The organism is Wolbachia endosymbiont of Drosophila ananassae, assembly GCF_008033215.1.
In the GTDB taxonomy this organism is placed as follows: Bacteria; Pseudomonadota; Alphaproteobacteria; order Rickettsiales; family Anaplasmataceae; genus Wolbachia; species Wolbachia pipientis.
Map to the genome: position 1 here is coordinate 519027 of NZ_CP042904.1, position 24095 is coordinate 543121.

General features: G+C 34.1%; 25 protein-coding genes and 1 pseudogene. 2 read left to right on the plus strand and 24 right to left on the minus strand.

The features are described from left to right. Positions 1-108 precede the first annotated feature (108 nt). From EA652_RS02520 to EA652_RS02560, 7 genes and pseudogenes are all read right to left on the minus strand, one after another. Positions 109-3033 carry a YhdP family protein gene (locus tag EA652_RS02520; protein ID WP_012673172.1) on the minus strand — a complete coding sequence of 975 codons (2925 nt, stop codon included), beginning with the start codon at positions 3031-3033 and terminating at the stop codon, positions 109-111. Beyond that, entirely contained in the window at positions 3026-3463 is a 438-nt protein-coding gene (gene rnhA, locus EA652_RS02525; protein WP_007548952.1) for a ribonuclease HI, read from the minus strand. The genes EA652_RS02520 and rnhA overlap by 8 nt, the downstream gene beginning before the upstream one ends. Positions 3464-3639: 176 nt before the next feature. Then, entirely contained in the window at positions 3640-4527 is an 888-nt protein-coding gene (locus EA652_RS02530) for a heme o synthase (protein WP_007548955.1), read from the minus strand. Position 4528: 1 nt separating this feature from the next. After that, complete coding sequence (ctaD, locus tag EA652_RS02535; RefSeq protein WP_006280406.1) at positions 4529-6079, minus strand: cytochrome c oxidase subunit I; 1551 nt, start codon at positions 6077-6079, stop codon at positions 4529-4531. Between the two features lie 15 nt (positions 6080-6094). Then, a complete protein-coding gene (gene coxB / locus EA652_RS02540; RefSeq protein ID WP_012673173.1) occupies positions 6095-6859 on the minus strand; it encodes a cytochrome c oxidase subunit II in 765 nt (254 codons plus the stop codon). Positions 6860-8198: 1339 nt separating this feature from the next. Beyond that, positions 8199-9283: pseudogene (locus EA652_RS07640) on the minus strand (IS3 family transposase). 142 nt (positions 9284-9425) lie between these two features. Continuing rightward, on the minus strand, positions 9426-10946 hold the full coding sequence (locus tag EA652_RS02560) for an HlyD family type I secretion periplasmic adaptor subunit (protein ID WP_007549478.1): 1521 nt from the start codon (positions 10944-10946) through the stop codon (positions 9426-9428). A gap of 266 nt (positions 10947-11212) precedes the next feature. On the opposite strand from EA652_RS02560, the gene fabG reads away from it, so the two are divergent. After that, a complete protein-coding gene (gene fabG / locus EA652_RS02565; protein WP_007549473.1) occupies positions 11213-11947 on the plus strand; it encodes a 3-oxoacyl-[acyl-carrier-protein] reductase in 735 nt (244 codons plus the stop codon). A 95-nt stretch (positions 11948-12042) separates the two neighbouring features. After that, complete coding sequence (locus EA652_RS02570) at positions 12043-12378, plus strand: TrbC/VirB2 family protein (protein WP_007550269.1); 336 nt, start codon at positions 12043-12045, stop codon at positions 12376-12378. A gap of 27 nt (positions 12379-12405) precedes the next feature. On the opposite strand, the gene EA652_RS02575 is transcribed toward EA652_RS02570, so the two are convergent. From EA652_RS02575 to rpsH, 17 genes are all read right to left on the minus strand, one after another. After that, positions 12406-13686, minus strand: coding sequence for a M48 family metalloprotease (locus EA652_RS02575; RefSeq protein WP_012673175.1), 1281 nt, complete (start codon positions 13684-13686; stop codon positions 12406-12408). A 71-nt stretch (positions 13687-13757) separates the two neighbouring features. After that, entirely contained in the window at positions 13758-14402 is a 645-nt protein-coding gene (ribB, locus tag EA652_RS02580; RefSeq protein ID WP_007549343.1) for a 3,4-dihydroxy-2-butanone-4-phosphate synthase, read from the minus strand. 6 nt (positions 14403-14408) lie between these two features. Next, positions 14409-14903: a transcription elongation factor GreA gene (greA, locus tag EA652_RS02585; protein ID WP_007549342.1), complete on the minus strand. Its 495-nt coding sequence runs from the start codon at positions 14901-14903 to the stop codon at positions 14409-14411. A 9-nt stretch (positions 14904-14912) separates the two neighbouring features. Further along, positions 14913-16454 carry a F0F1 ATP synthase subunit alpha gene (gene atpA, locus EA652_RS02590; protein ID WP_012673176.1) on the minus strand — a complete coding sequence of 514 codons (1542 nt, stop codon included), beginning with the start codon at positions 16452-16454 and terminating at the stop codon, positions 14913-14915. Next, entirely contained in the window at positions 16451-17011 is a 561-nt protein-coding gene (gene atpH / locus EA652_RS02595) for an ATP synthase F1 subunit delta (RefSeq protein ID WP_007550302.1), read from the minus strand. Before atpH ends, atpA begins: the two co-directional genes overlap by 4 nt. 41 nt (positions 17012-17052) lie before the next feature. Next, entirely contained in the window at positions 17053-17403 is a 351-nt protein-coding gene (locus EA652_RS02600; protein ID WP_012673177.1) for a YraN family protein, read from the minus strand. A 23-nt stretch (positions 17404-17426) separates the two neighbouring features. After that, positions 17427-17855, minus strand: a complete 429-nt coding sequence (rplQ, locus tag EA652_RS02605) for a 50S ribosomal protein L17 (protein ID WP_007550873.1) — start codon at positions 17853-17855, stop codon at positions 17427-17429. 7 nt (positions 17856-17862) lie between these two features. Continuing rightward, positions 17863-18930 carry a DNA-directed RNA polymerase subunit alpha gene (locus EA652_RS02610; RefSeq protein WP_012673178.1) on the minus strand — a complete coding sequence of 356 codons (1068 nt, stop codon included), beginning with the start codon at positions 18928-18930 and terminating at the stop codon, positions 17863-17865. Positions 18931-18951: 21 nt separating this feature from the next. Beyond that, positions 18952-19338 carry a 30S ribosomal protein S11 gene (rpsK, locus tag EA652_RS02615; protein ID WP_012673179.1) on the minus strand — a complete coding sequence of 129 codons (387 nt, stop codon included), beginning with the start codon at positions 19336-19338 and terminating at the stop codon, positions 18952-18954. Positions 19339-19362: 24 nt separating this feature from the next. Further along, the gene (gene rpsM, locus EA652_RS02620) at positions 19363-19731 is read right to left on the minus strand and encodes a 30S ribosomal protein S13 (RefSeq protein WP_007550179.1); all 369 of its coding nucleotides are present in this window, start codon (positions 19729-19731) and stop codon (positions 19363-19365) included. A gap of 59 nt (positions 19732-19790) precedes the next feature. Further along, the gene (locus tag EA652_RS02625) at positions 19791-20432 is read right to left on the minus strand and encodes an adenylate kinase family protein (protein WP_007550178.1); all 642 of its coding nucleotides are present in this window, start codon (positions 20430-20432) and stop codon (positions 19791-19793) included. Next, a complete protein-coding gene (secY, locus tag EA652_RS02630; protein WP_010962747.1) occupies positions 20429-21757 on the minus strand; it encodes a preprotein translocase subunit SecY in 1329 nt (442 codons plus the stop codon). Before secY ends, EA652_RS02625 begins: the two co-directional genes overlap by 4 nt. Before the next feature lie 3 nt (positions 21758-21760). After that, on the minus strand, positions 21761-22231 hold the full coding sequence (gene rplO, locus EA652_RS02635) for a 50S ribosomal protein L15 (RefSeq protein ID WP_006279863.1): 471 nt from the start codon (positions 22229-22231) through the stop codon (positions 21761-21763). Positions 22232-22234: 3 nt separating this feature from the next. After that, positions 22235-22747, minus strand: a complete 513-nt coding sequence (rpsE, locus tag EA652_RS02640; protein WP_010962748.1) for a 30S ribosomal protein S5 — start codon at positions 22745-22747, stop codon at positions 22235-22237. A 12-nt stretch (positions 22748-22759) separates the two neighbouring features. After that, on the minus strand, positions 22760-23131 hold the full coding sequence (gene rplR, locus EA652_RS02645) for a 50S ribosomal protein L18 (RefSeq protein ID WP_006279867.1): 372 nt from the start codon (positions 23129-23131) through the stop codon (positions 22760-22762). A gap of 5 nt (positions 23132-23136) precedes the next feature. Further along, entirely contained in the window at positions 23137-23682 is a 546-nt protein-coding gene (rplF, locus tag EA652_RS02650; protein WP_007551152.1) for a 50S ribosomal protein L6, read from the minus strand. Between the two features lie 16 nt (positions 23683-23698). Beyond that, complete coding sequence (gene rpsH, locus EA652_RS02655; protein ID WP_007551150.1) at positions 23699-24094, minus strand: 30S ribosomal protein S8; 396 nt, start codon at positions 24092-24094, stop codon at positions 23699-23701. Between the last annotated feature and the right edge of the window lies 1 nt (position 24095).

Here is a 24095-nt window from a genome sequence, read left to right on the forward strand (position 1 = left end):
AGGTTAAAGGGAGTGGTATTACTTAAACAACTAAATAAAAAACCAGGTAGATCATTCTGAAATTCTTGCATTTTTGTCCATAATTTTGTTAAATAACTTCCCTTTTGGTCATATCGAACCAAATTTCTTTTTCACACCACCTTTTAAGCCACTTTCGTTAGTTTTTGTCATAATGCGATCAAACACTCCCAATAACCTCTTTAATAGGTTTGGAGTTAGCGAAGAGATAAGATCAACAGATACGTTATTGTTTTTGTCATCACCACTTGCTTTATAGTCTATTGAAACGATTCCCCTACTTTTCCCACCAGTAAGAAGTTTTCCAATTATAGGAATTTTTAACAAAGATTTATTAATTGAATATGCTGGTATTACTTGTCCTGCAACCTGGAATTTATAATTTCTAATATCGAGCTTACCACCAGTGCTAATACCTAACTCCGCCCCTTCAAGCCAAGATTCTTCAATTTCAATAGTGCCATCTTTGTATGAAAAAGGTGCATTACATTTGTAAAAGTATACACCTTCATTTTTTATGGCATTTACAATGCCAGGCAATGAAGACATCGACAATAAAGTAGTAAGTAGTGGAGCATCTTTGATGTAGAAATTGCTAATGGATAACGTACCATAATGTTCTCCACTTTCTCTCTGAGGAGAGAGATAAAAAGACAATTTGCCGTTTTTAATTGATTTACTAATGCCTAAGGAACGCAAAAGCATACCTGAATTATCCGCATATATTTCGAGCCCTATTCCACTGTATTCTGCTAGTATGTTGCTGCTATCTTCCAGAAACTGCCCTGTAAATTGACTTCCTTTGCAATTACCTTTAGTACAGGTTACATTCAGCTTAGCATTTTTGATAACGATGCCTTCTTTCATAATTACATTGTCAACATTCATACTAATCTCTATATCTTTATTTAATCCATTACTGTTTTTGCCAAGCAAGCCTAAAATATCACTTAAGTTAATTTCCTCACCATAAATAGTTATGGCATTTTTCTCCTTACCTGATTCAATTTCTATACTAAAATCATTATCAGGCAATTTAAAGCTACTAGAATTTAAATATAAATTTCCATTTTCTACTCTTCCGCTGAATTTTATATCTAGGTCATTTCCTACAATGTCTAATTTATCTACTAACAATTCACCTGCTCCTTTTAACCTTGTAGAAAACAAAATTTTATTGTGATCTTCAAAGCGATTTTTCCACCCTAAGTAGCTTGAATGTGATTCAAATTCTGATAAATCTATATCACCATTAACATACCCCGTCTTATCTTGATTTATCACTGACTCTAAATTTGCACTGACATAGCCACTATCAAAATTAAATATTTGAGCGGGTAAATCTCCGGTCAAATTCCAGGCGAAACTTTCATTCCTATTGCTACTTTTCAGGTCAAATAATAGCTGTGTGTTATTCACCATACCACTACCATTTAAATCTATAAAGTCACTGCCAAAACTAAGCTTAATATCATATTTACCAAGACTTGCATTATAGACGGCCAAATTGTCAATTTCAGAATGAAAATTTGCTGAGAAGTCTACTTTTTTGTCATCAGCATTTAGATTAAAAATGCGAAAATTAAATACGGATTTTGCCATTCCACTTACTTTATCCCTTTCAACCTTCACCACATCATCCAGCTTAAATCTTATAGGCTCATATAAACCATACGCATCACTTACAGCTTGGCCATTAATGGTTAGAACTGAATTTTCCTTATTTAGAGATTTCATTTCAATATCACCACCATTAACAGTGAAATTCTGAAACTTAGCGCTATTTACAGTAATTTCAAGATCGTTATTCTTGATAATCAAATCACCCTTTAATTCCTTTACTTGCTCAAAATCTTCATCAAATTTTACGCTACCGTTTTCTATATCAGCAACAATTACAATGTCTGACAGATCGTCATCAACCAATTTGCCATTGAAACTTACAATGGTATTTAAAACATCCCCATCAATATTATCACAATACCAGCTTTTAAATTTACTATTCACTACACCATCTGGTACATAAGTACATAAATCTTTTGCAGCAAACTTACTAATATTAATTCTAAGCAAAGCATGACTTGTACTAAAGTTCATTTTGCCTATTAAAGAGAGATACGTGCCATTTAACTTAAAATGAAAGTTTTTTACACTAATAATTCCATCACTATATGTTAAATTTATATTTACATTAGTTAAGGCCAAATTTTTGTTCAAATAATTTTCTGTATTCAATACGTATATATTTCCATCTACAATTTCATCCTTTTTATTAATTTTCACTGAGAAGCTTCCTTTGAATCCTATATTTTTGTCCAAATTGTAGCTTTTAACTAATGTAGAAAACTCGCTTAATAGTCCCAATTTTAGATCATAAAATGTCCCGTACACATTTAGCAAATTGTTGCGATTTTTTATCGTAATTGATAAATCATCCAAAAATCCCTTTTCATCTTTTGTATTCACATGAATATCTAAAACATTAAAATCTTCCCCCTTCCCTATATATAATCTATCAATAAAAAATTCATCTTCTGTGCTTTTATCAATAGCGATGTTAGTAAATTCAATTTTTGAATCCGCATTTAAGTCAAAAAAAAATTCCCTTATTGTTTTTACTGAGTTTTGCAGATTAAAATTTACTGTTTTAAAGTCAGCTTCTTTCTGATTGATACATACATGCACATTATCAGCCGAAACCTGAGAGAGATTTGTGCTAGCTTTAAATAAGGAACTTAACTTAAAATGTACAAAAAGCTCAGGAACTTTTATAGTAAAATTAGGGTTTGCTATTGCCAAATCTGTAATGACTAAATACGGATCTTTGCCATCTTTCTGCCAAACAACTGAGGTATTCTCCATATTAACGCTTGAGCCAACAAATATTTTTGATATTTTATGTTTAACATAAAAATTAATATAATTAATATTGATTTCTAAAGGCTTTAAAAAAATAAAGAAGCACAATATGAACAATAAAGCTACGGAAAATAATACAGTAATTTTTTTAAGCATCGATTATTGCTTTTCTCGCTAAACTATCAGCCTCCTCATTATACTTATCGCCACTGTGTGCTTTAACCCACTTCCAATCAATTTCGTGTTGTGAAGCAACGTTGTCTAGCTCTTTCCACAATTCCATATTTTTTACTGATTTTTTATTACTTGTTTTCCAGCCATTCATTTTCCACTTATTTATCCACTCTGTTATGCCATGTTTAACATAAAGACTATCCGTATATAAATTAATATTACAAGAAAATTTCAATACTTTCAGCCCATTGATCACCGCTGTTAACTCCATTTTATTGTTTGTGGTATTTTCTTCTCTACCATAAATGTCTTTTCTATAATCTTGAAATAATATGATAGCTGCCCATCCTCCCGCTCCAGGATTACCAGAACACGCCCCATCCGTATATATTGCCACTTCCTTTTTGCTCATCTTTAACTGTAATGAATTAATAAAGTATATAGTTGCTTCTATGAAAGCACAATTTCTAAAGGTAGTTTAAGCTGCACCTTTAAATTTTATTATAGAAACAAAAAAAAGTGTGACAACGAGCATTACCAAAAGGAAAAGTAAAAAACAGTTTTTATGCTTCTGCCGTTCTTTCATAATTAAAATAAATCAATAGAACAAAAAATAATACTGGCGAATAGGGAAAATAGATAAGAAATTGAGTAAGAAAACATTTGTTTCTGTGAGTTGTGGTTCTTGAATCTGAGAATTGATATAGCGTACCAAATAAAGATGCAACCTGCAAAAATTGCCATGCTTAGATAAAGTAAAGCCTTTTTCAAAAATAGAGCCGGAAGCAAGCTAGTTAGCACCAGCAAAACACTATAAATTAATATATATTTTCTTGTTTTTTCCGGACCATAAACAATATTGAACATTGGAATTGATGCCTTTGCATAGTCTTCAGACTTATTTAAAGATAGGGCCCAAAAGTGTGGTGGAGTCCACATAAAAATTACTAAAAATAAAATGAAACTTTCCCAACTTACAGAATTAGTCACAGCTGCCCAGCCAATCATTGGAGGGAAAGCACCTGCTGCACCACCGATAACGATATTCTGCGGAGTACGCCTTTTTAGCCAAATTGTATATATGAAAACGTAAAATAATATGCTAACAGCAAGCAAAGCAGCAGAAATATAGTTTACTGCTATTGCCATGATAAATACTGACAATATTCCAAGAGTTATACCAAATTCAAGCGCACTTTCTGCAGAAACTCTACCTGAGGGTATAGGGCGGTTTTTTGTCCTTTCCATGAGCAGATCTATGTCTCTGTCATACCACATATTTATAGCACCTGCAGATCCTGAGCCAAGAGCAACACATATAAGAGATATTAGTGCTAGAAAAGGGTGCATACTACCTGGTGCAGTAACCATACCAGCAACTGCAGTAAATACCACAAGATACATTATCCTTGGCTTCAGCAAACGCCAAAAATCCAGTATTGTTGATTCAACATTTAGCAAAACACTTGTGTACATTCTATTTTACCACTGGTGGTTTTTCGAAAGTATGAAAAGGCGGTGGTGAAGATACCGTCCATTCCAAGGTGTCACCTCCCCAAGGATTATCTCCAGCTTTCTTGCCCCATTTAAAAAGATGTATAACTATAAACACAAAAAACATAACTGAAACAAAGGACATATACGAACCAATTGAGGATATATAATTCCAAGGGATAAACGCATCAGGATAATCAGGTATACGCCTTGGCATACCAGCTAATCCTAAGAAATGTTGAGGTAAAAAAGTGATATTGGTGCTAATAAAAGTAAGCCAAAAGTGGATTTGACCTAAGCGCTCATTATATTGTTTACCCGACATTTTACCAATCCAATAATAAAAGCCAGCAAAAGCTCCAAATAATGCAGCAAGTGACATGACATAATGGAAGTGAGCAACAACATAATAGGTGTCGTGCAGGAGCTTATCTATTCCACCATGAGAAAGAATTATTCCCGTTATGCCACCGCCAACAAACATAAAAATAAAACCTAGTGCAAATAGCATAGGGGTTTTAAACTCAATTGCTCCGCCCCACATAGTTGCAATCCAGCTAAAGACTTTTACACCAGTTATAACACCGATAAAAATTGTGGTAGTGCTAAAAAATGCAGCAGCGTCAGCACTAAGCCCAACAGTGAACATATGGTGAGCCCAAACCATAAAGCCAAATACTGCTATACCTATCATTGCATAAACCATCCCTATGTAACCAAATACAGGTCTGTGAGAAAAAGTTGATACAACCTGACTTATGATGCCAAATGCAGGAAAAATAATTACGTAAACTTCTGGATGACCAAAAAACCAAAATAGATGTTGAAATAACACAGGATCGCCACCACCGGCAGGATCAAAAAAGGAAGTACCAATATTGCGATCAGTAAGAAGCATAGTTATAGCACCGGCAAGCACTGGTAAGGCAACAATCAACATAAATGCTGTTAGCAAGACAGACCAAACAAACAGTGGCATCTTAGTTAATGACATGCCTTTTGCGCGCATGTTAAATATAGTAACTATAAAGTTGATCGCCCCAACAATTGACGACATACCAGCAACATGAAGTGCAAGTATAGCAATGTCAACTCCTGCACTTGGATGGGACATTACCTGTGATAAAGGTGGATATAAAGTCCAACCTGTACCTGGACCTTCACCAATAAACACTGAGAGAATGAGCAAAATAAAAGATGACACTAATAACCAGAAACTCAAATTATTCATACGAGGAAACGCCATATCTGGTGCACCGATCATAAGAGGCACAAACCAATTACCAAATCCTCCCATGAGGGCTGGCATTATCATAAAAAACACCATTATCAACGCATGCCCTGTAACCATTACGTTATATAATTGATAATTATTGTTAAGTATATTAATGTGCATTAGCTGAGTGCGAATAATCACCGATAATAATCCACCAATAATTCCAGCTAATATGGAAAAAATAATGTACAGTGTCCCTATATCTTTATGATTGGTGGAAAACAACCAACGCTTTACGCCCTTTGGTACGTCACTCATATCTATACTCCAAATTTAACTCACTAATTTTCTATTTTCAATCCACTTATTAAAATCTTCTTTGCTTACTGCTTCAACAACAATTGGCATAAATCCATGGCCTTGACCACACAATTCATAGCACTGCCCGTAATAAACACCAGACTTTTTGATATTAAACCACGCCTCATTCAGCCTACCTGGTATCGCATCAATTTTTACACCAAAAGCCGGCACTCCCCAGCTGTGTATCACATCTCCTGCTGTAACTTGTAAACGAACATTAGTATTAATGGGTAAAACGATGTTGTTATCAACAGAGAATAGCTTTAAATCTCCTTCGATAAAGTCTTCTTTTCCCTTAATATAACTATCAAATGACACACCTTGATATTCTGGATATTGGTAACTCCAATACCATTGATGGCCAATAACTTTCAGTGTTATATCAGCTTTCGGTATTTCTTCCTGTAGCTTCAGTAATTTAGCGTTTTCAAAGGCTAATATTCCAACAATGATAGTTGGTATAACAAACCAAATAATTTCTAAAGGAACACTATGGGTAGTTTTACTTATGTTTGTTACTTTGCTTTTACGAAAGCGAAACGCTATATAAGCAAGCAGCGCCCACACAAAAAGCATTATTGTAACCATCACAAGCATCACAAACGAATGTGACCTAACTACAGCCTCCATTACTTCAGTTGCAGGAGCAGGAAATCCAAATTGCCAGGAAGTAGGAGCAGAGGCAACAGATATATTTGAGTAAAATATTATCAATAGTGCAAATAACTTCACCATATCTTTTGTTTGTTTGCTGTAAAACTAAATGATATACTGTATAATAGTATATATAAACTTACTATGCAAATAGAGATTAGTGATGGTTAATAATTTTTTAGCATTCAACAAGTATAATAGTACAATACTAATTTGAGTAAAAAAGCATTTACATAAATCTATTGTAAGTAAAAATATTATAATATTTTAAATTAAGTATTTACTTTAAGTAAATTCTATAATAAGTTTAATAGTGTCTGTTACTGCTAATAACCCTCTAGCCTCACACCTAAAAGCAGTAACAGACACTATTAAACTTTATGACAAATTTGCTTATCTATAATTTGCAAGATCAAAATCTTACAAGTGTCTTTATTTCATTATACATTGCAGTTTGTTAATTAACTTTTAATGCCTATGGTGGCATTTACAGCTTGGACCAAAGGTTTATGTATTATAGAAAATAATTATAAAAAAACACACTATTTGTATACCATACAAACTTTTTTTATTCTGCATAGCTGAGTTACTAGATTCTGTAAACGAAATCTTTAGAGAAGCCAAATGGGCAAAGTTTCATGAAGGTCTTTGGCATCTCTTAGCATAGATCCCTTACTTAACCATCATACCGCGATTCATTCGCAGTATCTCAAAGCATAGATCCCGCTAACACGTAGCGGGATGACGATTGTCAGGCTAGCTGTCATCCCAGTGTCAAGCACTGGGATGACAAGGTATAAACCTTATCGTCATGCCGCCACAAACCGTCATACCGCGATTCATTCGCGGTATCTCTAGATCCCGCTAACAAGTAGCGGGATGACGATTGTCGTTTAGCTATAAATATTAAGAAATTTACCAAATAAAAAAAAAGGCAAAAGAAGCCCTGGGGTTATTATCCGCTTTAAAATATTGGCGTTTTTTATGTTTTAAACGCTTGACAAGCAAGATTAAGCTGCTTTTAATTGCAACTAACTTACGCTGCAAATGTTTAAGAAGTTTACTAAGCAGAAAAAAAGACAAAGAATCCCCGTGTTAGCTAGTCTTTTACTATCTCTGTCGAGTATTGGCATTTTTTGATGTCTTGTAACGCTTTATAAGCGCGTTTCGGCTTATATAGGTAAAAACCCAGAAATTTTTAAAGACATGCGATGCACGTAGTGCGAAAAATTAAACATGAGACGCCAAATACCCTAAGTTTGACTCGCGACATAATGTTGAACATTTTTTTTTGCATTTCCAGAGCAAGTTCTTGAAACCTAAACATTATATGTACATCATCATGATCAATTCTAATGCATCTAACTAATGCTATGATGACCTTACCCAGAAAAAGTGGAGAGAAAGTTTGGAATGTTTTTTACAAAAAGAATGATGCATCAAATTGTTCTGGAATGCAATAGTTAATAGTGACGTTGTTTGTTATAAAAAATTTCTATATATTCAAATATAGCAGTTTTGGTATGCTGTTTAGAGTGCCGAGAGGTGTCTATTGGTAACTCCCTTTTTAGAGAACTGAAGAAGCTTTCCACAACAGAATTGTCGTAACAACAACCTTTATTACTCATCTATATTCTTTACAGCTAAGAGATATTGATACCCTTGCGCAGTATATTGTGAACCTTGGTCACTGTGCAGCAGTAGATTTTTAACAGGTTTACGCTTGTTAACGGCCATTAATAAAGAGTCCATAACCAATTGTTTATTTATTGAACTGCTCATTAACTACCATGCGTGAATATAGATCGATTATTGTTGCCAAATATAGCCATCCTTCTTTGGTTTTTATATAAGTAATCCCATACTTTATTTGGTTGATCGACAATAAAGTTTTGGTCTAATATATTGGGAGCTACTGTCCGTTTGTTGTTTCTTAATTTTAAATTTTCTTCTCAATATAGCCTGAATACCATTTTTCTGCATAATACTTTGCACTGTTTTTAAGTTGCAACTTTTACCCAAAGCCTTTAATTCAGCATGAATTTTAGGAGCTCCATATCTACATTTAGAAGCTTATATATTTTTTGAATATCTGCTAATAACTCTTTATTTGCTGATTCTCTACTGCTTATTTTCCTTGTAGTCCACTTATAGTAGCCACTAGCAGAAAACCCTACATAATTCCTGCACTTTATAGTGTTTACTATGCTCTTTTATGAAAAAATATTTTACTCTTTTTGACTGGCCAGGGCTTTTTTTAAAATGTCTCTTTCCCTTGTTACTCTTGCTTTGTAAATCAAATCTCTCTTTGTCATAAGGTGCTACATCTGGAAATGCATTTGCCGCTGACTTTTTTTCGTTATATTTCTTCATCCATTTTCCTAATACACTATCCCTTATTCCTAGATCTCTTGCTACTTTTGCAACTGGTTGACCTACCTTTCTTTGTTCATTTGTCAGCTTAACAGCTTCCAATTTGAATTCTGCCGTATATTCTCTTGCCATTTCTAATCCTCCAAAATTTTATTTTACCCGAAAAAACTCCTTTCTTTCTCTCCACTTTTTCTGGGTAAGGTCAAGAAGCCTATTGTCTAATTATGTACCTAAATTTTATTACGGCACTTTCACTACTACTTTAACGAGTGAGCTACCTTTCTATAAAAGACCTATCGACTGTTGCAATTATAGGCGTAAACAAGAATGATAAAAGAGTACGGGATTGAGTAACTATGTACACTTCTGCTGGCATACCAGGGTATAGGTATACATTTTTAAATTGAGCAAGCTCTGACTTTGGTATCACTACGCGCACTGAATAATAACGCCCTAGTCTTGGATCATCAAGAGCGTCAGGAGAAATATGGCTTACTATACCACTAATTAAACTTAAACGACGTGCACTGTAAGCACTTAACCGGACTTTAACCTTTAGCCCTTCTAGCCCATCAATAGAGACTATGTTGCTATCTTTCTTTTGTGCTGACAGTACCTCTTCTATGTTTCTGGTCTGAATTTTAGCATCTATTATTAGGTCATCATCCGATGGCACTACGCTCATGATCGGAACTCCAGATTGTATAACACCACCTTCAGTATGGTATCTTATATCTGTAACTATCCCATCTTGAGGCGATTTAATTATTGTACGTGCCAATGAATCTTCAGCAACCATCAGCCTCTCTTTCAAGTCTGCAATAGACGTACTAACTTCCTTAAGTTCAGCGTTTGCTCTTTCTTGAGAATCATTTTTTACGTTTATAATTTCTAATTCGTTCTCTCCAATTTTTTGCTGCACTTGAGATATTGCAGAACGGTAATGTCCAACTCTGCCTTCAATTTCAGCAAACTGTTTTTCTAAAGCTAAAATGTGTGGTTTGCTTATATGGCCACTATCAAGTAATTGTCTTTTTGTTTCCAACTCCTCAGTTATCAAGTCATATTGCTTATGAGCTGCATTTAGTTGAAAGTTTAGCCCCGCTAATTCATCATTTAACTGCTTTATACGTTGTTGCAGTATGTCTGTTTTTCCCAATATGCTCTTTCTCTGAGAGTTGAACAACTTTACTTGATTCTTTATCACTTTATTTACAAGTTCATCGTTAGATAATTTTTTAACCTCATCAGAAAATTCTAGTGTGTCCAAATCTACTCTGATTGCAAGAAGCCTTGCTTCTGTTGCTAAAAATGATAAGAGCTTCTCTTTGATGATACTTAAATTCGCCTTCTCGTTAACATCACTTAATAAAACTAAAGGCTCATCTTTTTTAACCGCTTGGCTCTCTTTTACTAAAATTTTGCTTATTATTCCTCCACCCAAGTGTTGAACTATTTTCCTATTTGAAGATACAATAACTTCTCCACTTGCATGCACCGCACCGTCAATTGGAGCTATAGCCGACCAAATACCACCTATCCCAAAAAAGATGAGTATTACTACCAGACCAAAAAATAGTGGTCCCCATGTTACTTTCAGGACTTCATTTACGTTATTACTTTCGCGTTTTAAAATAAAATTTATCACTGCATCAATCAATGCAAACGTCTTATCCAAAAATTTTGGGTACTTCTTCTTTTTATTTTTTGCTCCTTGCATATTTATATTATCACCATGGCCAATCAAGCCTGTCAAAGAAAATCCAGCGCTAAGCTTTTTTAACTTACTTATCATAATACTACTGTGAATTTGTGTTAACTCAAGATAACACACAAAAACAAAGAATCTATAATTTAAGCATTCCATTTAGACTGTAGAGCACCAGAATAAACTATTTAGTAACAATTCCTGCATCAATTATGTTTTTAAAATTTTTTGACGTTTAACTTTATTATAACTTTTCCTTTATTTTGTGAATATCTGAGTTACTTATATTATGTAAGAAATCTATTGCCAACCAGTCGATATTCTGTTAGGAATTAAGATAATATAAAGTTATTATGTTTGGATTGGAAAGCAGAAAGTTCCTGATCACTGGCGCATCAGGCGGAATAGGGCAAGCAATTGTAAAAATTATGCACAAAGCTGGAGCAACTTTATGTATTTCTGGCACAAAAAAAGAAGTGCTCGAAGAAGTTGCTAAACAATATGAAAAAAACATACACATACTCCCTTGTGACTTATCAAATGCTGAGGAAGTAAATCAACTAATAAATAGAGCAAGTGAGTTGATGGAAGGCTTTGACGGGCTTGTATGCAATGCGGGCATTACGCGAGACAGTTTATTACTGAGAATGACAGATGAAATATGGCAAAAAGTAATTGATATTAACTTGAGTTCTACATTTAAGCTGAGTAGAGAAGCATGTAAGAGACTAATTAAGAATAATTGGGGAAGAATTATAAATATTTCCTCAATAATAGGGCTGACAGGAAACGCCGGGCAAGCAAATTATGCGGCGTCTAAAGCTGGAATAATAGCTATGAGCAAATCTATAGCAAAAGAAGTTGCAAGTCGTAATATAACAGTAAATTGTATTGCTCCTGGGTTTATAGATACTAAAATGACTGAAGTTTTAAATGAAGTGCAAAAGGGAAAAATATTAGATAATATTCCAATGAAAAGAATGGGAACAGGGGAAGAAATAGCAGCAGGGGTCTTATTTTTAGCAAGTGATGAAGCAAAATATATAACAGGGCATGTGCTTAACATTAATGGTGGGTTATTTATGTAGCAACACTTATGTATGGACAAATTATAATTTTTACTTTAAAATAAAAATATGTGTAGGTTTAGGTTTGCGTTAATTTATTATTTAGAGGCAAAAAAATGAGCTCTATAATAGGATTTTTTGGTGTTTTGTGTGTAGTATTGCTTTTCTCTTTCTCAGGTTATGCAGATAACCCTGGTGTTGATATGGATGACACAACTAAAGTAATATGCAATATTATTGGTTATGTTTGGGGGATAGGCGGTCCACTTATGACGGTAGTAATAATTGGTGCAGCTTTGCTTGCAATATTTGGCAGGATGCCGTGGCCAGCCCTCTTTGCTCTTGGCATGTTCTGTGGTGTATTTTTTGGCGCTAAAACTATCATAACGAAAATTATGCCCAACGTAAGCGATGAAGCAAAAACTATGTTGGAAAAGTGTGGACAAAAATAATCCAAAAAGTGCAGAAATGCTTTTTTGTTATCCATTAAACCGCTTCATATCTTCAACTTGCAACAAATAAGGGCTATCTTTTGGTAGAGTTTTAACAGCTAACTCAGCGTATTTCATAAATTGCTTTAAATCACCTTCAATACAAGCCTTTTTTGTCAAGGCAAAATAATGCATTGCCGTATCAGCTTCACATTTATATGCAATGCTTAAATATTTCCAGACAAAAGCGTTATTTGGTTCTACATTCAAAATCTGCTCCAGGTAAAAAATCGCCTTTTTTGCATCACCGTGTAATAATAAAGTATGAGATAATGCAAGTTTCACTAAATAACTGTTTTTCTCAGATAAATACCTAAGCGATTCCTCATACATTTTTATTGCTTCACTTAAATTTCCAGCCTTGTATAGCATTTCTGCTTTTAATTCATATAGGTATGGATCACTGTGTGATTCTTGAATCAATGAGTTAACTTTAGCAATAGCCTCTTCTATCTTTCCTTGCCTATAGCAAACTATAGCATTTACATACTCAGAATTATCTTCATATTTATTAGATAACACATGAATAGGAGCAAAGAAAGAGTCTAGCTTTGCAACCACACGCTCAAACTTTAGTAACTTATCCGCAAAAATTGGTTTTACGTTGTTTTTAACCTTATAATTTTGTACAGCAAATATGCGTTTCTCACTAAGTGGGTGAGTGCGGAAATATTCCTCGGTGTTCTCATGCTCAATACTTTTAAAATAATCAAAAATCTCTTTCATACCTGAATTATCATAGCCAGATTCATCAAGATACCTTAAAGCATAGCTATCTGCTACACTTTCTTGCTCTTGAGAATAGTTAAAAAATAGCCTTGAACTAAACGCTACACCACTAAGCAAAATTGCACCAGCAACCTGAGGGTTAATGATAATACTAGAAACTAATCCTACCATATAACTAATCATTGCTATCGATTGAAAATAACCCATAGCACTACTCATTTGCAATATATGACCAGCAGATATGTGAGCAATCTCATGTGCTAATATACCAAGCAGGACATAAGGTTTAGCCGAATATTGTAAAAGTCCTAAATGAATGAAAATACTGTTATTGTTAATTACAAAAGCATTAATCGAATTGTCATTAATTATAAAAACTTTTATTTGCTCATGATCAATATCCGCAGCAGAAAATAAAGGTTGCGCTAGCTCTTTCACTATTGCTTCCACTTCACTATCTCTAATAATGTTAATAGAGTAAGCATTATTACAATATGCAAAAAAGAACAATAAGGTCAAAAACTTAGCAACTCTAAACATGAAAATTCTGTGCTTGTATAATTTATAGAAATTCTATATTTTAACACTTAAATTATACAAATTTATAAACGCTAGTTTAAATTTTTAACGTAACTGATAAGTTTGTCGATGGTAGTTAACTTAATTTTATGTTGTTCAGCAAATTTAAGTAACTGAGGTAAGCGCATCATAGAGCCATCATCATTCACTAATTCACAAATAACTGCTGAATGATCAAACCCTACTAACTTCGCCATTTCAACACTCGCTTCAGTATGACCAGCACGTTGTGCCACCCCACCTTTATGTGCAATTACAGGAAAAACATGACCTGGAGTTATGATGTCATCCTGAGTACCATCCTTGTTGATAGCAGCATGTATAGTTTTCGTTCTATCCTCTGCTGAAACACCGGTTGTAATGCCATAACGTGCATCAATTGATGTAGTAAATGCGGTATGATTTTCACCAATATTTTTCTTTTCCATGAAATTAAGGCCCAACCTTTTCATGTGAAATTTAGTCATTGCTAAGCAAACAACCCCTGTACCGTACCTAACCATAAAAGCCATATGTTCCGGCTTTATTTTCTCAGCTAAGACAATCAAATCGCCTTCATTTTCTCTATTTTCATCATCAACTAAAATGAATAATTTACCGGAACGAGCATCCTCTAATACATCTTCCACAGAAGAAATACCTGGTAGACTCATTGAAGCATAAGTGGCCTGTACCATAATAATTTACTTAAATTCAATCTTAACTATTTTATACAATTTCTCTCCATTTGGCACTGTCACTTCCACATATTCACCGACTTTTTTGCCGATTAAGGCACTCCCAAGTGGTGAACTAGTAGATATTAACTGCTTTGAAACATCAGCTTCATATTCGCCTACAACCTTATAAACATATTCCACTTCACCGTTATTATCACTTAACATGCTTAATGTCACAGTTGCACCAAACATTACTGAATCACCAGACAAATTTTTTACTTCTATTACTTCCGCATGTGAGAGCTTACTTTCTATCTCCATTATACGGCCTTCAATAAAACCTAACCTTTCCCGTGCTGCATGATACTCTGCGTTTTCAGACAAATCACCTTGATCACGAGCATCAGAAATAGCCTGTATCACAGAAGGTTTTTCTTCCTTTAATTTTTCAAGTTCGGCTTGCATATTCTCAAAACCTTCCCTCGTCATAGGAAATTTATTAATAATGGATGAAGCCATAATCACCACCTAAACGCAATTAAATTGAGTAACGAAATTACTCACAATGTTAAAAATATCACCTTTTATATCATCACTCATGTCATTTGACAACTTTTTTAAAACCCCAGGGTGTACAGTATGAAAATAATTAATAAGATCATGTTCAAATTTATTAATGTAACTTATTTGTATTTTACTTAACTGATTATATAGGTTAGAAAAAATATACATCAGCACTACTTGCTCTTCTATTGACATAGGTAAATGTTGTTTCTGCTTTAATAACTCGACAAGATATTTACCCTTATTCAAGGATAATTGAACACTAGCATCAAGATCAGAACCAAATTTTGCAAAATCTTCTAATTCTCTATACTGAGCTAAGCTTAGCTTTATAGAACCAGCAACTTTCTTCACAGACTTTAGTTGTGCAGCAGAACCAACCCGTGAAACTGACAAACCTATATTTACTGCAGGTCGAAATCCTTTATAAAATAATTCAGACTCAAGAAAGATCTGCCCATCGGTAATTGAAATAACATTTGTTGGCACATATGCAGATACATCACCAGCTTGAGTTTCGACAATTGGCAAAGCAGTTAAAGAACCCTGCCCTTTTTTATCAGACATTTTAGCAGCTCTTTCAAGCAAGCGAGAATGTACATAGAATATATCTCCAGGGTAAGCTTCACGACCAGGAGGACGTCTGAGCAATAAAGACATCTGCCTATATGCCACAGCATGCTTAGATAAATCATCATATATAATCAAACAATGCATTCCATTGTCACGGAAAAATTCCCCAATAGTACAACCAGCATAAGGTGCTAAAAATTGCATAGGCGCGCAGTCAGATGCACTAGCCACAACTACAGTTGTATACTCTAATGCTCCACTTTCTTTCAGCTTATTTACCACTTTTGCTACTGTTGAAATTTTTTGCCCAATAGCAACATAAACACAGTAAACTTTTTGATTTTCGTTTACCTCATCGTTAATCTTCTTCTGATTGATAATAGTATCAAGCGCAATAGTAGTTTTACCAATTTGTCTATCACCAATAATTAATTCACGCTGCCCTCTACCTATTGGAATTAGCAAATCTATAATTTTAATTCCTGTTTGCAGTGGCTCATGCACAGACTTACGATCAATAATGCCTGGCGCTTTAGATTCTATATCCATTCTGTTTTTGGCTCTAATTTCCCCACCGTCGTCCATAGGATGGCCCAACGCATTTACAACTCTCCCTAACAATTCATGTCCTACAGGCACCTGCACAACATCACCACTACATTTTACAACGTCCCCTTCTTTCACATCACGGTCATTACCAAGCACAACTATTCCAGCCGTATCATGATCTAAATCGAGAACTATTCCTTCTACACCACTTGCAAAAAATACCTTTTCACCGAATTTTGCTTTTTCCAGCCCATAAACCAATGCGATACCATCTGTTACTGAAATTACTTCACCTATATTTTCCCGCTTTATAGGATTATCAAACGTCTCAACCTTTTCTCTTATTATACTTGCTATCTCAGAAACATTCATACTGTTCTTCATACAAAATTCCTTACTTTTAATATTTCCATTTTACTTAAGTCAACTAACCTATCCAAGTAACTTTTTAGCGAAGCATCGATCAAATTAAAACCATACCTAACTACGAAGCCACCTAGTATAGAAGGGTCAACCACATTGCTTACTTTTATTATTTTACCAAGAAAGCTCAAAGATTCAGTAATTATTTTTATATCAGATTCCTTTAAAGTTTCTGCTGACTTTATAGTAATTTCGAATTCATTTTCATTTTCTCTTGCAAGACTTAAGAATTTTTCTAATATAAGGATCAATAAACTAGAGCGTTTATTTGCAAATATAACCATAATAAATTTTACTAAATTCTCACTCAAGTGCTCATTTATAGAAAGCATCACTTCTTTTTTGTGTGCAAAAGAAATCATAGGATGAGATAGGTACACAAAAACATCACGTTGATCCTTAAAAAAAGCCAACAAAAATTCTACTTCTTCCCTTATAATACCTAACCTGCTTCCTGAGACATGAAATAGCACTCTAGCGTAAGATGAAACTAAATTATTGTATTGGGTCTTTTTCATATTAAATCCAGTAAATCTAAATTAATTCAGCTACAAATCTTTCATTCTTCAATCCAAGCATTTTTTATATAAACAGGTCTTCTCTTTAAGGAAAGAAAATATAAATCATATCTGACTGAATAATCTAAAAAACTAAGGTTTTTACTTAAGAAATACTTAGAAGAATTTATAATAGACTGACATTGAAGATGAGATATCGGTATTTCTTTTCCAAGTAAACTTGTTTTAACTTCTATAAAAATCAGCTCCTTTTTTTTAGATACAATTAAGTCAATTTCACCGAACTTACAACGGTAACGGCGTTTTATAACATTATACCATTTCAGTTTTAAATATACTAAAACTAATAACTCGCCAAAGTAACCTACAAAGTAGCGTAACCTACTTACCACAAGAAGAACAATTATGATAACAATTAACTTTGTGTAACTACTTTGCCTCCTTCTTTATTTTTACTATAAACCTTACCTCTTGCTGCAATATCCCTATCAACCAGTTCTATCACTGCCATTGAAGCGCAATCACCCTTTCGAGTGCTAAATTTTATTATTCTAGAATACCCACCTTTACGATCTTGATAACGGCTGGCTAAGACGTTTAATAACTTATCAACTGCTAACTTACTATTATGAAGGCGTGAAAGCAAAAGTCTTCTACCATGTAAAGTATTCTTATTCTTAGCAATTGTAATAAACTTTTCGACATATGGACGAAGTTCCTTAGCTTTTGGTAAAGTAGTTACAATCTGCTCATGGTTAATTAATGAGATAGATAGATTCTTTAACGTCGATAATCTATGTTCAGTACAACGAGATAGTTTACGTTTTTTTATTCCATGTTTCATATATCACCTAATCTTCATCAGTATGTTGTTTAGCCAACTCATCTATATCCTTAGGTGGCCAGTTTAGCACATTCATACCCAAAGACAAGCCAAAATTAGTCAAAACTGCCTTAATCTCATTCAAAGACTTTCTGCCAAAATTAGCAGTTCTTAACATTTCACCTTCTGTCTTTTGCACAAGATCACCTATATAAGTGATGTTTTCGTTTTTCAGACAGTTATGAGACCTGACAGATAATTCCATTTCATCTACCTTACGCAATAAGACAGGGTCATAACCCAAATCTTTAGCACCACTAGACGAAGAAACCTGCGATTTTTTATAACTTACATCAGAACTAATAAAGGGCTGAAGTTGCTCCTGTAATATTCTTGCAGCAGAGTCAACAGCTTGACTCGGAGAAATTGTACCATCAGTTTCAATTGACAATATCAGCTTATCCTTATCAGTCACTTGGCCAACACGACTGTTCTCTACCCTGTACGAAACCCTGTTGACAGGGCTATACAAAGCATTAACTGGAATAAAACCAATTAAATCCTGTTCACTCATAAGCTTCAAAAGTTCATTTTCTTTATATTTAGTTACAGGAAGATAACCTTTTCCGCTAGCCACGTATATGGTCATGTTAAGCTCCACATTTTGCCCCAGCGTACATATTAACAAATCTTTATTAACAATAGAGCATTGATCATCAGTTTCTATCATCCCAGCTAATACCTGGCAAGGCCCTTTAGCGTTTAAATTTAAGCATTTATTAGAAGCACCATTTAATTTACACCTCAACATACCCATATTTAATACTATATCAGTTACGTCTTCTCTCACCCCTTGAATTGAAGTGAACTCATGAGTTACACCTTCAATTTTTATTCCATAAACAGCACTACCTTTAAGAGAAGATAACATTACACGTCTTAATGCATTACCTAATGTTAAAGCAAAACCACTTTCCAACGGTTCTAGCACTATATCACTTTTTTCACTTGAATCATCTGATATTACCTTAACTGAACTAGGTTTAATCAATTTATCTAAATTGCTACAGAGAGAAACATCATTATTATAATACATAAAACAACCTTTTCAAATATCCTATACTCTTCTTTTTTTTCTTAACCTGCACCCATTATGAGGAATTGCGGTTTTATCTGCAATTGAAGTCACAGTCAACCCACAGCTCTGAAGTGCTTTAACCGCAGCTTCGGTACCAAAGCCAGGACCACGAATTATTACAGAGACAACCTTCATACCAAATCTCTCTATTGCATTCTTCGCAGCAGCCTCCGCAGCCTTACCTGCAGCATAAGGTGTGGATTTTCTCGAACCTGAAAAACCACATGCACCCACAGAAGTTTGACATAGCGTATTACCATGAACATCAGTTACATTTACAAAAGTATTATTAAAAGTTGCACGAATATGGACAACACCAGTAATAAACTCCTTCTTACTCTTACCAACCGTTTTGACTTTTTTCATTAAAACTCACAATAATAATAAATTTTATTTTTTCCCAGCAATAGGCAACCGAGATCTACCTTTACGAGTCTTAGCATTAGTATGAGTCCTTTGCCCTCTCACAGGTAAACCTTTTCTATGTCTCACCCCTCTATAGCATCCCATTTCCACTAAAGATTTTATGTTCATAGCCACTTCTTTTCTGAGCTCACCTTCTATAACATAATTTTGTCTAATGAAACTGCTGATCTTTTCTATATCTTCATCTCGTAATTCTGAAACACGTTTGCGCTTATCAACTTCGCAAGCGTGACAAATTACATTCGCAGTAGCAATACCTATACCATATATATAAGTTAATGCAAAAGGAACACATTTCCTCACTGGAATATTTATGCCTGCAATACGTGCCACTGGTACCTCGATACTTTATTAATAACAACTCTTAATTTATACCATAAAACAACTCAGAGTCAAACCAAATTACAAGAAATTTTACTTTCAATCTCTTGCGTTACCTCATCAACACTCAAATTAGCGTCAATTGTTAATAATTTGCCTTTATAATACTCGCGTAAACCTTTCATTTGAAGGTGATATTCACTTATTCTCTTATTAATTGCAGACATATCAGCATCATCAATTCTTTTCTCTAACCTCGTACTTTTACATTTAGCACAAGTAGTACTCTTAAAAGAAGATACACTATATATGCTTTTACAGTCCAAACACGCGAGACGATTTTTTAACCTATCGATTGCAATATTATCGTCAAGCTGTAGCTCAACTACAATGTCAACATCCCTATTATATTTTTCTTGCAAAACTTGAGTCAAAAAATGAGCCTGGTTTAAATTTCTCGGAAAACCATCTAATAAGCAATTATCATCCACTAATGCAAGCTGGTCACGTAATAATCCACATATAATTTCATCTTGAATTAAATTACCAGATTCCACGGTACCCTTTATTTTTTTACCTAACTCACTACTGCTAGATATAATATTCCTTAATAAATCCCCTACTGAAATTAATTTTAAATTATATTTTGCTATTAACAAGCTTGACTGAGTACCTTTACCAGAACCTGGAGGACCAAAAATCGTAATGATCATCTTACTTTCCTCGTTTTAGACTCATATTTCTTTATCCAGTTGTCGTACCTATTTGAAAAAATATAAGATTGTATTTGCATAATAGTATCAGTAATAACGTTCACTATAATCAGTAAGCTCGTCCCACCAAAAATAAATGGTATATCATAATAATATCTCATAACTTCAGGTACAGTACATATGACTACCAAATACGCAGAGCCAATGAATGTCAACTTAAAAACTATATCTTGAAGGTAATCAGAAGTATGTTTCCCAGGCCTTCTACCAGGTATAAAACCACCATTTTTTTTAAGAAAATCTGCGTTTTCCTCTGGATTAAATATAAAATTGGTATAGAAAAAATTAAAAAATACTATCAGCACCAAATAGGCTACAATATATACTACTTTATTTGCCATAAAGTAATTCAAAATAAAATCAGAAAAAGCGTGCCCCTTATAGAAATTTGCAATTGAAATAGGTGTCAATAAAATTGCATTAGCAAAAATGGTTGGTACTACACCAGATAAATTAATCTTCAATGGAATATAAGTAAAATCGTCATTATGTAATCTTTTAAATTGCTTTTTAGGATGTTGAACAATAACCTTTCTATAAGAAGACTCTACAAAAATGACTAAGAGTAGAAGCAAAAAAAACAATACCAAAACAAAAAGGATAATAAATAACGATACGCTACCGTTTTTATTTAACGTTAACAAAGATGACAAAGCGCTGTGTAACTCTGATATTATACCCGTGAAAATGATTAATGAGATACCATTGCCTATACCGCTAGCGCTGATTCGTTCACCAAGCCATATTAAAAGCATAGTTCCACCTAAAAGGCTGAAAACACCTATTGTACGAAACATAACACCAGGTTCGATTACAACCAATACCCCTTCCCTATTCATCCCTTCCAATCCAACCAAAATTGGAATTGATTGAAATACACAAATTACTATGGTCAGATAGCGTATATAAGAATTCATCTTTCTACGGCCTGACTCTCCATCATTCTTAACTTCCTTCATTCCTTTAATCGCAGAAGAAAGTAACTGAATAATGATAGAAGCCATTATATATGGCATAACGTTCAATGCTAGAATTGTCATTCTAGCCAATGCACCACCAGAAAATAAATTAAATACTCCAAAAACGCCTGAGCCATCTTTGGGAAATATATCATTAATTACATCAAGATTAATTCCAGGAATAGGCACATAAGTACCCAAGCGATAGCAAATTAAAGCTATTAGCGTAAAAAATATACGCTTTAATAAATCGCCTTTATATAACAACGTAGGATCCAAGCTATTAAATGCTGATTTATTGCCCATGACTTACGATAGTATTTCCACACTACCACCAACTGAAGCTACAGATTTTTTTGCAGCTTCTGACGCAAAATCAACATGAAACACAAATTTTTCGCTCAACTTACCTTTATTAAGAAGTTTAATTTTATCCTTAATAGACTTTATAAAACCTAATTTATACAGCCTCTCCTTATCTATAACAGAGTCTTTCACTATTTTTTTAGCTTCCATTAAGCGCTGTATATCGCCAACATTAATTATAGAGTATATGCTCCTACGTATAGGCTTAAAACCTCTTTTAGGCAAACGAGTATATATAGACTGTTGTCCACCCTCAAAACCATTTATAGAAACTCCACTTCTAGCCTTCTGCCCTTTATGCCCTCTACCGGATGTTTTACCTTTACCACAACCGATACCTCTACCCAGCAACTTAGGCTTCTTTTTCTTAGATAATTTAGTAAATATAGAGTTTAATTTTACAGCATTATTCATACTTTACCTGTTTCCAACTATCTCGCTAATCTTTTTGCCTCTTTTGCTTGCTACCTGACGAGGAGATAACATACTATCAAAAGCCTTAAACACCGCACATATAACGTTATGAGGATTATTTGATCTAGTGGATTTAGCTACCACATCCTTTATACCTAACACCTCAAAAACTGATCTAATCGCTCCACCAGCAATAATACCTGTTCCGGCTCTTGCGGTTCTTAAAACTATCTCACCAGAACAAAATTTAGCTTTAATATCATGATGCAAAGTTCTACCTTCACGCAAGTACACTCTAATCATTGATTTCTTTGCAGCATTTACAGCTTTGACTCTTGCTTCAGCAACTTCTGCGTGCTTACCTATTCCACACCCTACCCTACCCTTCTCATCGCCAACAACAACCAAAATTGAAAATGAAAATCTTCTACCACCTTTGGTAACCGTTGTCACTCTTCGTACCGAAACTAAAAGCTCTGATAAATCATTATTATTTTGTAAATTCTTTATAGCCATATTCAAAACCTTCTAAAATTCAAATCCAGAACTTCTTAAAGCCTCAGCAAATTGAGAAACTAATCCTGTGTATTTATACGCTCCACGATCAAACGTAAGCTGCTGCTCTAATTTCATGCCAGACAGACGCTCAACCATTAAAGAAGAAACCTGTTTTATAGTTTCAGCGTTGACTTTCCCTTTACATACATCCTTAATTTTAGCATCCAAAGTAGAAGCTGAAGTGAGAGTTATTCCTTTTACATCATTAATTAACTGGACATAAAAATGCCTATTAGATTTAAATATGGATATACGTAAACGTTCAGCGCTCTTGTCAAGCTTCGCTCTATTACGTAACTTCCTTTTTTCAGAATTACTTAAAAAATTATACGATCTTTTCATTTTTATTACTTCTTTTTACTTACAACCTTACGCAGCATAAATTTGCCTTTTATTACAACACCCTTACCTTTATAAGGATCATATTTTCTAATTTTGCATATATCAGACGCCACCATATAGACCTTCTGCTTATCCATACCACTAACTACTAAGTGAGTTGGCTTTATGCACTTAATCTCAACATCTTTAGGCACTTTATATTTAACATTATGGCTATAACCAAGATACAAAGTCAAATACTTACCATCACACTCTGCCTTATATCCCACACCGTTAATCTCAAGATTAACAGAAAAACCATCAACCATGCCGTTAATGATATTATTAATATTACTCCTATAAGTGCCCCACATAGGCTTTATTTTATCATAATTATCTTTATCTTGATCAACAGAAAGCAATAGCTGATTATCAATAATCTGACACACAACATCCCTGATCAAGCTAACTTCCTTTTCAGCCTTAGCACTCTTTATTAACATACTACCATTATTATATTCAACTGAAACACCAGCAGGAATATTGATAGGAGCAGCACCTATACGAGACATGAATTTCTCCTATTATTTAAAACACACGACACAAAACTTCTCCACCAACCTTTAACTTATGTGCATTATAATCAGTCATCACTCCTTTGGGTGTCGATATAATAAAAATACCAAGACCATTATATGCTTTAGAAATGTCCTTATACTTAGAATAACGACGACAACCAGGCTTTGACACCCTAACTATGTCACTAATTACAGGTGACTTCTCATAATACTTCAATTTTACAATGAAAGAAGGTAAATTATCTACAACTTGCTTTTCATAATCAAGGATATACCCTTCCTCTTTTAAAATCTCCAATATAGAAGAATTCATCTTAGAAAATAGTACCCTTGTTGCCCTATGCATTGCCAATTGAGCATTACGTATCCTTGTTAAAAAATCACCAATACTATCAGATAACGCCACA